The sequence below is a fragment of the Cellulomonas sp. genome, assembly GCF_965229465.1.
In the GTDB taxonomy this organism is placed as follows: domain Bacteria; phylum Actinomycetota; class Actinomycetes; order Actinomycetales; family Cellulomonadaceae; genus Cellulomonas.
This window is the reverse complement of sequence record NZ_OZ245882.1, coordinates 1,834,824-1,846,950: the sequence shown is the minus strand read 5'-3', so window position 1 is coordinate 1,846,950 and position 12,127 is coordinate 1,834,824. Positions and strand designations below refer to the sequence as shown.

10 protein-coding genes are annotated in these 12,127 nt (G+C 68.8%); 7 read left to right on the top strand and 3 right to left on the bottom strand.

Features of this window, described 5'->3' with window-relative positions; all coding sequences use genetic code 11:
• Window position 1: 1 nt before the first annotated feature.
• The 3 genes from gnd to dnaA form a co-directional block, all read right to left on the bottom strand.
• Window positions 2–895 (bottom strand): phosphogluconate dehydrogenase (NAD(+)-dependent, decarboxylating), encoded by an 894-nt coding sequence (gene gnd / locus ACO06A_RS08975; protein ID WP_421735666.1) that lies wholly within the window; start codon window positions 893–895, stop codon window positions 2–4.
• A 60-nt stretch (window positions 896–955) separates the two neighbouring features.
• The gene (gene dnaN / locus ACO06A_RS08970; RefSeq protein ID WP_175348933.1) at window positions 956–2,086 is read right to left on the bottom strand and encodes a DNA polymerase III subunit beta; all 1,131 of its coding nucleotides are present in this window, start codon (window positions 2,084–2,086) and stop codon (window positions 956–958) included.
• Window positions 2,087–2,771: 685 nt separating this feature from the next.
• Window positions 2,772–4,316 (bottom strand): chromosomal replication initiator protein DnaA, encoded by a 1,545-nt coding sequence (gene dnaA, locus ACO06A_RS08965; protein ID WP_421735665.1) that lies wholly within the window; start codon window positions 4,314–4,316, stop codon window positions 2,772–2,774.
• A 478-nt stretch (window positions 4,317–4,794) separates the two neighbouring features.
• Between dnaA and rpmH the strand changes: the two genes are divergently transcribed.
• The 7 genes from rpmH (at window position 4,795) to rsmG (ending at window position 11,562) form a co-directional block, all read left to right on the top strand.
• Window positions 4,795–4,932, top strand: coding sequence for a 50S ribosomal protein L34 (gene rpmH, locus ACO06A_RS08960; RefSeq protein WP_043601468.1), 138 nt, complete (start codon window positions 4,795–4,797; stop codon window positions 4,930–4,932).
• A gap of 11 nt (window positions 4,933–4,943) precedes the next feature.
• Complete coding sequence (gene rnpA / locus ACO06A_RS08955; RefSeq protein ID WP_421735664.1) at window positions 4,944–5,309, top strand: ribonuclease P protein component; 366 nt, start codon at window positions 4,944–4,946, stop codon at window positions 5,307–5,309.
• A complete protein-coding gene (yidD, locus tag ACO06A_RS08950) occupies window positions 5,306–5,602 on the top strand; it encodes a membrane protein insertion efficiency factor YidD (protein WP_421735663.1) in 297 nt (98 codons plus the stop codon). Before rnpA ends, yidD begins: the two co-directional genes overlap by 4 nt.
• Before the next feature lie 21 nt (window positions 5,603–5,623).
• Window positions 5,624–6,673: a membrane protein insertase YidC gene (gene yidC, locus ACO06A_RS08945; RefSeq protein ID WP_421735662.1), complete on the top strand. Its 1,050-nt coding sequence runs from the start codon at window positions 5,624–5,626 to the stop codon at window positions 6,671–6,673.
• Between the two features lie 35 nt (window positions 6,674–6,708).
• Window positions 6,709–7,221, top strand: coding sequence for a protein jag (locus tag ACO06A_RS08940; RefSeq protein ID WP_421735661.1), 513 nt, complete (start codon window positions 6,709–6,711; stop codon window positions 7,219–7,221).
• A gap of 2,017 nt (window positions 7,222–9,238) precedes the next feature.
• Entirely contained in the window at window positions 9,239–9,691 is a 453-nt protein-coding gene (locus ACO06A_RS08935) for a hypothetical protein (RefSeq protein ID WP_421735660.1), read from the top strand.
• A 1,193-nt stretch (window positions 9,692–10,884) separates the two neighbouring features.
• On the top strand, window positions 10,885–11,562 hold the full coding sequence (gene rsmG, locus ACO06A_RS08930; RefSeq protein ID WP_421735659.1) for a 16S rRNA (guanine(527)-N(7))-methyltransferase RsmG: 678 nt from the start codon (window positions 10,885–10,887) through the stop codon (window positions 11,560–11,562).
• The last annotated feature ends 565 nt before the right edge of the window (window positions 11,563–12,127 follow it).

The window sequence follows — 12,127 nt, the reverse complement described above, 5'->3', positions numbered from 1 at the left end:
GTCAGGCGGGTGGTGCGGGCTTCACGGCGTGGCCGCCGAACTGCTGGCGCAGGGCAGCGACCGCCTTCATGGCCGGGGACTCCTCCTGGCGCGAGGCGAAGCGCGCGAACAGCGACGCGGAGATCACCGGCACCGGCACCGCGAGGTCGATCGCCTCATCCACGGTCCAGCGACCCTCACCCGAGTCCTCGACCCAGTCGTCGATCTCGCCCAGGCCGGGGTCCTGCTCGAGCGCCTTGACCAGCAGCTCCAGCAGCCACGACCGCACCACGGTCCCTCGCTGCCACGCGCGCACCGTCCCGTGCACGTCCGTGACCAGGTCCTTCGCGGCCAGGAGCTCGTATCCCTCGGCGTACGCCTGCATCAGGCCGTACTCGATGCCGTTGTGCACCATCTTGGAGAAGTGGCCGGCACCCACCTTGCCCGCGTGCACGAACCCCTCGGCCCGAGGACCCTCCGGACGCAGCGCGTCGAACACCGGCATGACCGTCGCGACGAGTGCCTCGTCGCCACCGACCATGAGTCCGTAGCCGTTCTCGAGCCCCCAGACACCACCCGACACCCCGGCGTCGAGGAAGCCGACCCCGGTGGCGGCCAGCAGGTCCGCGTGCGGCTGGTCGTCCTGGTAGTACGAGTTGCCGCCGTCGATGACGATGTCGCCGGCCGTCAGCAGCGCAGCCAGGTCGTGCACGACCGCGTCGGTGATCTCGCCCGAGGGCACCATCACCCAGACGATCCGCTGACCTGCGGGCAGCGCCTCGACCAGCGCCTCGAGGGACGGGACGTCGGTGACGTCGGGATTGCGGTCGAAGCCCGTGACCTCGATGCCCGCGGCGCGGATGCGGGACCGCATGTTCGCGCCCATCTTGCCCAGACCGACCAGACCGATGTGCATGGCGTGCCTCTCTCGTCGCGACCGCGTCTCACTCTGCCGCAGGACGCGACGGTGCGCCGATCAGCTGGCGAAGCGGATGGGCACCAGCAGGTAGCGGTACTCCGGGTTGTCCTCGCCGTCCAGCGTCTCCTGGCCGGTGAACTCCACCGGCTTGTTCGGGTGCGTGAACGACAGCCGGACGAACGTGGTGCTCAGCGCACCGAGCCCGTCGAGCAGGAACTGCGGGTTGAACGCCACCGAGATGTCGTCGCCGACGAGCGTGGCCTCGAGCGCCTCGGACGCCTGCGCGTCGTCGCCCTGGCCGGCGTCGAGAACGACCTGACCTTCGCTGAACGACAGGCGGATCGGGGTGTTGCGCTCGGCGACGAGGCTGACGCGCTTGGCGGCGTCCGCCAGGGAGTGCGTGTTGACGATCGCGTGGATGGGCGTCTCGTCCGGGAACAGCCGGCGGACCGCGGGGTAGTCGCCGTCGACCAGGAGGCTCGTGGTCTGCCGACCGGCGGCCTCGAACCCGATCATGTCCACCCCGGAACCCGTGGACAGGGCCACGGTCACCGAGCCGGCGCTGCCGAGCGACTTCGCGGCGTCCGACAGCGTGCGGGCCCGGACGAGCGCGACGGTCGAGATGTCCGGCGAGGACGGCTTCCACGTGAGCTCGCGGAGAGCCAGCCGGTAGCGGTCCGTGGCCAGCAGCGTGACCTTCTCGCCCTCGATCTCGACGCGCACGCCCGTGAGCAGCGGCAACGTGTCGTCCCGGCTGGCGGCGACGGAGACCTGGGCGACCGCGTGCGTCAGCTCGTCGCCGTCGACGGTGCCCGTGGTCGGGGGCATCACCGGCAGGTTCGGGTAGTCCTCGACCGGCATGGTCAGCAGCGTGAACCGGCTCGCGCCGCAGGTCACGACGACCTTGGTGCCCTCGAGCACGACGTCGACCGGCTTGTCCGGCAAGGACCGGGAGATCTCGGCGAGCAGGCGCCCGGAGACCAGCACGGAGCCGGCCTCGCTGACGTCCGCCGGGATCTGCGACCGGGCCGAGACCTCGTAGTCGAAGCTGGAGAGCTGCACGGTGCCCGTGGTGTCGGCCTCGAGCCGGACACCTGCCAGGACAGGGACCGGCGGTCGGGTGGGCAGGCTGCGCGCCGTCCACGTGACGGCGTCCGCGAGCACGTCGCGGTCGACCCGGAACCTCATACCTCACCTCTCGTCGAGCTGGCCTGGCTGCGTGCCGGCACGGGTTTGTGCGGCGGGCGGGCGGACAGGCGTCAGGCGAACACTACGCGAGAGGTACGACGCTCGGTACGGGCATGCGGATGACAACGACAGCGGTGTTGTTCTGGCCGGGGTCGGGGCCTTTGGCGGTGTGTGGATCACCCTCATAGAGATGTCTCATCATCGTCATCGGTCCTGTGCATCATGTGGATCGAGGGCGTCCGTGCAGGTCAACCCCGGAACTGCCTGTGCACGCCGGTTGTGGGCCGAATCGGACTCTCCGTGGACGGGCGTGGACAGCTGTGCAGAGGCCGTTCTGCGTCCACCGGTGAGGGCCTCTCCGTCCACACGGTTGCAGGGGGTCGTCCACCGTCGTCCACAGGTGAGTGCACAGGTGTGGAGATTCGTCCCATGCATGTCTCATTCCGAAGGTGAAGGTTGAGGTCAAGGCCCTCGTATCGATTCGACGGTGAGAGTTGTCTCATGGCATTCGGTGGGAATCGACCGTTTGTGAACGCCCACACGACGCCGTAGATGTCCAGTTCGGCGTCTTTGTGCAGGTCAGCACGCTGCGAACGTCGCCCGGAGCGACAGATGTGTCGTTCAGGTGAATCCGGTCACAAGCGTCCCCAGGTGCCTGTGGACAGCTGTGGATAACTAGGGCGTGTCAGCCCCGGTTCTGCTGCTTGATCCGGTTGGTGAGCTCGGTCACCTGGTTGTAGATCGACCGGCGCTCCGCCATGAGCTCGCGGATCTTCCGGTTGGCGTGCATGACGGTCGTGTGGTCCCGCCCGCCGAACGCCTGACCGATCTTCGGCAGGGACAGGTCAGTGAGCTCCCGGCACAGGTACATCGCGATCTGGCGTGCCGTCACCAGCACTCGCGAGCGGCTCGAGCCGCACAGGTCGTCGATGCTCAGCCCGAAGTACGCCGCCGTCTGGCCGATGACCTGGGTGGCGGTGATCTCCGTGGTCTGGTCGTCGGTGATGAGGTCCTTGAGGACGATCTCCGCGAGCGACAGGTCGACCTGCTGCCGGTTGAGGTTGGCGAACGCCGTCACCCGGATGAGGGCGCCCTCGAGCTCGCGGATGTTGGTCGAGATCTTGCTGGCGATGTACTCCAGGACGTCCGGCGGTGCCTCCAGGCGCTCGCTGCCGGCCTTCTTGCGCAGGATCGCGATCCGCGTCTCGAGGTCCGGCGGCTGCACGTCGGTGATCAGGCCCCACTCGAACCGTGACCGCATGCGGTCCTCGAAGCCGTTCAGCTGCTTGGGCGGCAGGTCGGACGTGATCACGACCTGCTTGTTCGCGTTGTGCAGGGTGTTGAACGTGTGGAAGAACTCCTCCATCGTCTGTTCCTTGCCCTGCAGGAACTGGATGTCGTCGATGAGGAGAACGTCGACCTCGCGGTAACGCCGCTGGAACGCGCCGGCCTTGCCCTCGCTGATCGAGTTGATGAAGTCGTTGGTGAACTCCTCGGAGTTCACGTACCGCACGCGCACGCTCGGGTAGAGGTTCTGCGCGTAGTGGCCGATCGCGTGCAGCAGGTGCGTCTTGCCCAGGCCGGAGTCGCCGTAGATGAACAACGGGTTGTACGCCTTGGCCGGTGCCTCGGCGACTGCGACCGCGGCCGCGTGGGCGAAGCGGTTCGAGCTGCCGATGACGAACGTCTCGAAGAGGTACTTGGGGTTGAGGCGCGCGGGCTCGGCGGGCTGACGCCGGTTCGGCCGGTCGTCGTTGCGTCCGGGATACCGACGGTCGCGCGTGGACCCGCCATGGTTGTTCGGCTCGTCGTCGTCATCGTCGGGCACGAGCGACAGGTCGGGGCGCGCCTCCCGTCGTGCGTCGGCCTCGTCGGCCTCCCGCGCGTCGTGCGACGGGCTGTACGGCTCGTTGCGCTGGTCCGACGCCGACGAGACGACGCGCAGCGCGGGGGGTGCGTCCTCGGCCAGCTCGGGATCGACGGTGATGGCGAACCGGGCCTCACGTCCGAGCGCGGTGCTCAGCGCCGAAGTGACCTCACCGCGCACCCGCGACTCGAGGTAGTCCTTGGTCAGGTCGTTGCCCACGGCGAGGAGCAGGGTGCCGTCGAGGAGCCCGAGCGGACGTGCCAGCCGGACGAACGCGATCTGTCGCGGAGTGATGTCCGGACTCGACTCGAGGGTCGACACCACGTGACCCCAGACCCGGGCGAGCTCTTCGTCCTGTGACACGTGCTACCTCGGTTGTTCGATCGCGTGGGTGGTCGAGTCTCGCATGACCGTGCGTTGTCCACACAGTTGTCCACACCTGTGAGCAGATGGTCACGCCGACGTCCTGGGCGCTAGGTCGCGATGAGCACGCCGCGCGCAGCGTCGTCCTCCCGCTCGTTCTTGTCGTGCCGTGCGCCCGTCCACCACACCGTGATCCACAGGCGGCGCGCCCCCTGGCAACGATGACCGATCGTAGTGCGAGGTCGCGTCCCCGGGCAGGGTTAGGGCGGGTGACTGTGGCAAGATCGAACCGGCGCGTCGCGCGCATTTGACCGGCCAGTACGGCGGGAAGTACGGTATTGCAGCCTTCTCGATGGCTCCTGCTGGCGCGCCCTGACGCCGCACGCGCACGTTGCGTGTCCTGGGAGCATCGATTCTGGCAGCCTGAACCTGGTCGCGCGGCACATGCGAGGCCCACCCGATGTAGTTGGAGACTCTCGTGACCAAGCGCACCTTCCAGCCGAACAACCGGCGCCGGGCCAAGACCCACGGCTTCCGCCTGCGCATGCGCACGCGTGCCGGCCGCGCGATCCTGGCGGCTCGTCGTCGCAAGGGCCGCGCGGAGCTCTCGGCCTGACATCACCGTCGGTGCTGTCCGCTGCGCACCGGATGCGCCGCGCTGCCGACTTCGAGCAGGCGGTGCGCCGAGGTGCGCGCGGCGGACGGGACACCCTCGTGGTGCATCTGACGACCAAGACCGATCACTCGGCCTCCGGGCCGGTGGTCGGTCTTGTGGTGTCCAAGGCGGTGGGCAACGCGGTGACGCGGAACCTGGTCAAGCGGCGGCTGCGTGAGCTGGTCCGCGCTCGACTGACCGCCCTTCCGGCCGACGCCGGGATCGTGGTGCGGGCTCTCCCGCCGGCGGCGACGCAGCCGTACGCGCTCCTGGGCGCCGACCTCGACGCCGCGCTCGAGACCGCCGAACGCCGCGCACGGCGACGGGTCATCCCATGAGTCCGCGCTCCGTGGCCCGTGCGATCGTGCGTCTCCCTGCGCAGCTCCTCCTCCTGCTGCTCCGGGTCTACCAGCGGTTCATCTCGCCGATGACGCCGCCGACCTGCAAGTTCTACCCGTCCTGCTCGCAGTACGCCGTGATCGCGGTGCAGCGTCACGGTGCCCTGCGGGGCACGGCGCTCGCCGCCTGGCGGGTGCTCCGCTGCAACCCCTGGAACCTGGGTGGCGTGGACGACGTTCCACCAGCACGACCCGTCCACCGCCATCTCGACGTGGCCTCGTCCACACACTGATCCCCCGAGGAGTTCTCCCCGATGAGCTGGTTCGACGGTCTGCTCAAACCGATCATGGTCGTCGTGGCCTGGATCATGGTCCAGTTCCACGCGCTCCTCACTGCTGTCGGGTTGGACCCGGAGAGCGGCGCAGCGTGGGGACTGTCGATCGTGGGACTCGTGATCGTCATCCGGATCCTGCTCATCCCGCTGTTCTTCCGCCAGATCAAGGCGTCGCGCGGCATGCAGATGCTCGCCCCCGAGATGCAGGCGATCCAGAAGAAGTACAAGGGCAAGACGGACCCGGCCTCCCGGGAGGCGATGAGCCGCGAGACGATGGCGCTCTACCGCGAGCACGGGACCAACCCGTTCGCGTCGTGCCTGCCGATCCTGCTCCAGTCCCCCATCTTCTTCGCGCTCTTCCGGGTTCTCATCGAGCTCCCGCGGATCGCCAACGGCACCTATCCGCCCATCGGGCCGATGTCCCCCGAGCTCGCCGCGCAGGCCGAGGCGGCGACGATCTTCGGTGCCCCGCTGTCGGGCACGTTCATGCAGGCCGGCGACAACTGGCACATCCGCGTCGTCACCGTCGTGCTGATCATCGCGATGTCGGCGACCACGTTCCTCACGCAGCGCCAGCTGACCATGAAGAACATGCCGCCGGCTGCGCTCCAGGGCCCGATGGCGCAGCAGCAGAAGGTGCTCCTCTACGTCCTGCCGCTGATCTTCGCGTTCTCCGGCGTGAACTTCCCGATCGGTGTCCTCATCTACTGGACCACCACCAACCTCTGGTCCATGGGCCAGCAGTTCTACACGATCCGCCGCATGCCGGCCCCCGGTTCGCAGGCGGAGGCCGCGATGAAGGAGCGCAAGGCGCGCAAGGCCAAGTCGCACGGCCTGATCGAAGAAACACCGCCGGCGGTCATCATCGAGGAGAAGCCGCGCGGGCAGCGTGAGCAGCCGAAGCGCAAGGACCGCAACAAGCCCCGCGTCATCGAGGACCGTACGGGCACCACTGGCACCGCGAAGGACGACGAGTCCGACGGTCCGGGAACTCCGGCGCCCAGCACCCCCACCAAGCCAAAGAAGTAGCGCTCCCGCGCGACGTTGATCGGAGAGAGAACTCCATGACTTCGACCCAGCCCGACGCCCCCGTCGAGACGACCAGCACCAAGCGCCTCGAGGAAGAGGGCGAGATCGCCGCCGACTACCTCGAGGAGCTGCTGGACATCGCCGACCTCGACGGCGACATCGACATCGACATCGACCACGGCCGCGCCGCCGTCGAGATCGTGTCCGAGGACCCCGCGGACCACTCGCTCAGCCGCCTGGCCGGCCCGGACGGGGAGGTTCTGGACGCGCTCCAGGAGCTCACCCGGCTCGCTGTGCAGGCGAAGACCGGTGAGCGGAGCCGGCTGATGCTCGATGTCGCCGGCTACCGGTCCGCGCGACGGGCAGAGCTGGTCACTGTCGCCACCGAGGCCATCGCCCGCGTAAAGGAGTCCGGGGAGGCCGTCGCTCTCGATGCGATGAACCCGTTCGAGCGCAAGGTGGTGCACGATGCCGTGGCCGCTGCCGGGATGTCGAGCGACTCCGATGGCGTGGAGCCGAACCGGCACGTGGTGATCCGCCCCGCGTGATGTGAGGGTGTGACTTGGTTCAGGTCAGATTGGCGAAGGGGTGGGCCCGTGGGTCCACCCCTTCGTTGTCTGTGTTTCACGTGGAACAGCGCGGCGATCGCGGGTGCTCGTCGGGCGGCGCTCGGGTGGGCGATGGCGCAGTCTGCGCGGTCCTGTTCGCCGGTCGACCGGGTACGCGTTGCCGTTTCACATGAAACGGCAATGAGAGCACGGGACGATGGACGACTGCGGCTCACGGTCACCGGTCTGCTGCGCGTCACTCCCTCTTGGCGACGTCGATCGCTGCGTAGCATCGCGCGTCGACGCGAGGCGCAGCTGCTGCTGTGCGTTGGCGGGAACTAGGCAGCGCGGAGGCGGTGCAGTCATGTTTTCGACACCTCGATGGCGTCACGGCTCGCTTGTCCGTGAACTCCACCTTTCACGTGAATAGCGACCTTCGGGCGCTCAGGCGCGATGCAGCGATCGGGATGGTCGAGCGCCGGGACGCCGCTCGACGCTGGTGCTGCGTTGCACGGCTGTGGCATCCGTGTGAGCGTCCTTCTGGCGCGACGCGTGGTTGAAGAAGGAGCGAAGCGGGCGGGGCCTGGCGTGCCGAGCTGCGTGAGCCACCCGCTTCCACTCGAGTGCCTCCACCGCCGCCGGTGATGGCCAGTCTTCTCGGGTCGTTCAACGCCGTCCTTGTTTCACGTGAAACAGGCGTTTGGCTCCAGTCCCTCTCCTGCACCTTGGAGTCGACAGCGGGCCGCCTCTTGATTTCGGTTTCACGTGAGACGTCGTATGGCCACCGCGATCCGTGGACCTGCCCGGGCCGCACGCTGATTCCAAGTGCCCTCGACCTCGATCCGAACGGCGACTCGGGTCCCTCTCTGCGTGCCGGGTGGGCCAGCGGTCGCCAGGGTGCGCTGCGCACCGTGCGGGCCGACGGTCCTCGGGTTCCCTCGAGTGGTGGGCGCGCATGTCGAGGGGGCCGCAATCGCGGGTTGGTCGGATCATCGGGGCCTCAGGTCGGACTTGCGTGTCGCGTACCCGTGCTCGGCTCGGATGAACGTGGGTTCCGTACTGCGCTACGGATCTCGGTTGTTCTTGCGCGGCGGGCCCGCCAGCGGCGGCCGCGTGACGATCAGCCCTCTCGCCGGTGCGTCGGATGGTTCGCCTTCGGAGCGGGGACTCTCCCGATCGAGCCCGTGCGTGCCCATCCTTGCTATGGTCCAGTCGCCCAGATGGCCTGAGTACAGCTGCCCCCCTGCCGTGCTGCGAGGTCACATGGCCGCGGTCCGGCACCGGCTCGCCCGTCCTTGGGTCACCCGCGGCGTGCGGGTCGGGGTGGCGCCAGGGCTGAGGGAGGCTGGCGGCGGGTTGGAGTGCGGATGTTTCACGTGAAACACGAGCACCGAGATCATCTGGCTCGAGCAGGACGATCAAGCGTGAGGCTGGTGCGTGACCGACGGTGGAGCAGCTTCGGGTCCTTGGCCGGCCGGGCCGGTTATGTCGTCCAGCGGAAACGACTCACTGAGGCGCGGTGTGGGTGGCTGTCGGGCAGCGGCGTGCCGATGCTGCAGTCCCGCGCTTGACAGTGAGGAATGGGTGGCGACGGCCGGAGGTCTGCCGGCTTCCAGGCGAGGTGGCGTCGAGCGCCAGCCGACTTCGCTGCTGACGAGTCCCTCGAGGCCACCCGTGGTTCAGCGCTCCCGAGCTCACCGACGAGGCGCCCCAGGCCGTCCAGGAGACGAGCGGAGGTTCGTGCGCGCTCTCGTGAGTTTCCTGACCCGCCCAGCTTCTTCCAACTGGCGAGGACTGACTGCGAGCTGACGCGTGCTGCTCGGGGGCGCCTCGGGGAGGCAGGTGTCGCCCGTTGTCGACGACGCCTGCCGGCGAGTCCTACCGCACCCGCGCCTGCCGCGAATTGCTCGCCGAGGACGGCGACATCTGATGGGGGATGTGATCCGCCCCGGTCGCCGCCCGGCGAGGGCGCGCGGATCGCGGCGTCACCAGCCGCTTCGTGTTCTACGGTGACCCGGTGCCTGAACACGTCGAGTCGTTGAGTATCGGTGTCACCTGGGAGCCGAATGCGCCCGAGGCGATTCTGCTGTCCGCTGACTTCGGCCCGTCGACGCTGGCGCTGAACGCCCACCCCGACGACCCCGACGGCCGCTGCGTGGTCTTGACGTGGACGGGTTGTCAGTTCGCATCCATGGCACCGCCCAACGACGAGGCGCTAAGCGGGCATCGGTTGTGGATCAAGGGCCTACAAGGTCTCCTGTGGTTGGGCATCGTCCATGACAGCGAACTCATCTCCGGACTGGAGCTGCAGAACGGGGTCCATCCCATGCCCCGCGGCTCGCTCTTCGAGAGCCTCACGCACTACCTCCTTCCACTGAAGGAGTGCGTCGTTGAGGTGGTTGCCCGCGACCTGGAGGTGCACCGCATCGGGGGCACAACGGTCGAGGCAGCGGTCCGAGCTCGGGGCTGACGTATCGATCGACTCGTCAGCGCAGGTGCTCAGTCTTCAGCCGTCGATACCTGCTCAGTCTTCCGGCGTCGTTGCCACCGTGACCGACCTTTTCGCGGCGACCGATCTACGGACAGCTCATCCGGTATGGCGCGGCATCAGCGACGTCGACGCGCAGCCGATCCACGGGCTGCACGTCTGCCGACCGCATGCCCTCGGCGCGACCCGGTTCTGAGGCTCACTGCGACCTGCGTCCCCGTCCGGGGGAGCCCTACATGCCGACGCTCGGCTACATGGACGCTGTTCCACGTGAAACATCGACTGGTGGAAGCAGTGGGCGCGCCATCGATCGGTGGTGATGAACTGGTCGCGCCGCAGGCGTCCGGAGGGGTGCTGGCCCGCATTCCCCGATCCGTATGACGCGCCAGAGACGACATTATCCCGCGCGCGCGTGTGCGCGGCCGACTCGAAGGCCGGTCGACTGCGGGGAGACCAGAGCTGGGGACTGTGCCGACCCTATGGTGTGAGACGGGCGTGGGGACCGCCGTCGCATGGGCCGCACCAGCACGATCCGGAGGTCGCGATACACCGTGACAACGAGCGGCGTGCGCAAGGCGAAGGAGCACAGGACGCCCCCGGCCGGCTAGAGGCGACCTGCGGCTGCACAGTGCAGGACCGAGAGTCGCCATCGTCGGCGCGGCGTCGGGCCGCTTTCACGCGAGGACGCGGTGGCTTCTTCAGGTGCTCGTCGCAGGCCGGGCTTGCTCACGCCCGGCCGCGGTCGGGGGCGCCGGGCCCCGGTTCGCGGGGCCGCCACGGGAGTCTCGGAGCGAACGGTCGGCAAGAGAGGGCCGGCCTCGGTGCCGGGGGCTCAGTCGAAGCGTCGCGGTGTTTCACGTGAAACGAGGCACGGGCGCGGTAGTGATCACCGCCCGGCGCGAACGCGGCGACCGATGGAGTAGATCGCACGCACGCACGCCACCGCACCCGCCGCCGGGCCAGTGTGACGGGGGCTCGTTAGAGAGCGGTCCGCGCGTTGCGCGAAATCGGACATCGGCAATCCACGACATGCGTTGTGGACGGCGCGGAGGCGGATGCGGCACACGGTACGGTAGGGCCGCGCGCTGGCCGGGATGGGCGTCCGCACCGCCCCGACGGGGCGCGCGGGAAGCACCAGACAGCGCCGTTTCACGTGAAACCAAGGGGAACGAACAGTGGCCGAAGCTCAGTCGGAAGGAACCGACGGAGTCGACCCTCTGAACGGTGACCCGAGGCTCGAGCCGTTCTTCGGCCGCTCGTGGGCGGCCGTCCTGGGCTTCCATGACCTCCTCGTATCGCAGGGTGAGCTGCGTGGGCTGGTCGGCCCCCGGGAACTGTCTCGCCTGTGGGAACGCCACCTTCTGAACTCCGCGGCGGTGGTGCCGTTCCTCCCGCGTGAGGGCCGGATCATCGACCTCGGCAGTGGTGCCGGCCTGCCGGGCATCGTGGTCGCCGCGATGCTCCCCGACGCTGAGGTCGTGCTGCTCGAGCCGATGGAGAGGCGCACCGCCTGGCTGAGTGAGGTTGCTGAGCAACTGGGTCTCGACAATGTGGTAGTCCGGCGCGGCCGAGCTCAGGACGAGCACGGTCGCCTGGTGGGCACCGCGGTGACCGTGCGGGCGGTGGCCTCGCTCGACAAGCTCTACCGCATGGCGTTGCCGTTGCTGGAGGCGGGCGGCTCGCTGCTCGCCTTGAAGGGGAGCAAGGCGGAGGACGAGATCGAGGCCGCCAAGCATGTAGGTCGCAAGCTCGGAGCGGGCGTGGCCTCCGTGGTCGACGCCCCGACGATCGAGGGAGTCGAGGTGACGAGGGTGGTCCGCGTCGTACGGGAGGCAGTGCCTGGTGTTCGGTAGGAAGAAGCGTCGCCAAGAGGAGGCCGAGGCCGCGCAGACCGCCGTGGCAGCACCGAGCGAACCGGAGACCGGTGCTCAGGTTCCGTCGCCCGCCTGGGCTCCGCAGTCGAGCCTGAACGAGACGGTCGTGCGCACCGTGCCCGTGAGCGCCGGCCAGCCTGGAGCGTCTACCCCTGCGCCTCCGCATGCCAGCGATGCAGGGGTCTCTCCACAGGGGACCATCCCGCCCGCGCCGGTGACACAGGAGGAGTCGGAGCTGGACGCCGCGCGCAGCGCCACGCCCACCGCCGCAGAACCGCTCGAGCCGCCCCGAAGCACCGCCGCGCCGGCGGACGTGGCGGGGCAGCCCGTCAGCACCGCCGGCCATGACAGTCCGACGGAGTCGGCCTCGTCGGACCCCGGATCGCCCGGCACCCGACCACGCCGCGCCGCGCGACCGGAGCCCGTCAGCGCAGGGGAGCCGTACATCCCGACCGTTCCCGCTCCGTCTGCCGAGGAACGCGGCGGCGCTGTTCCACGTGAAACACCACACAGCACCGTCGGGGCCACAACGGCGGGCGCCCCT

Excerpts from the sequence above, each read along its gene's own strand:
- gnd (WP_421735666.1), bottom strand. The coding sequence starts at position 895 with ATGCACATCGGTCTGGTCGGTCTGGGCAAGATGGGCGCGAACATGCGG.
- dnaN (WP_175348933.1), bottom strand. The coding sequence starts at position 2,086 with ATGAGGTTCCGGGTCGACCGCGACGTGCTCGCGGACGCCGTCACGTGG.
- yidD (WP_421735663.1), top strand. The coding sequence starts at position 5,306 with ATGAGTCCGCGCTCCGTGGCCCGTGCGATCGTGCGTCTCCCTGCGCAG.
- yidC (WP_421735662.1), top strand. The coding sequence starts at position 5,624 with ATGAGCTGGTTCGACGGTCTGCTCAAACCGATCATGGTCGTCGTGGCC.
- ACO06A_RS08940 (WP_421735661.1), top strand. The coding sequence starts at position 6,709 with ATGACTTCGACCCAGCCCGACGCCCCCGTCGAGACGACCAGCACCAAG.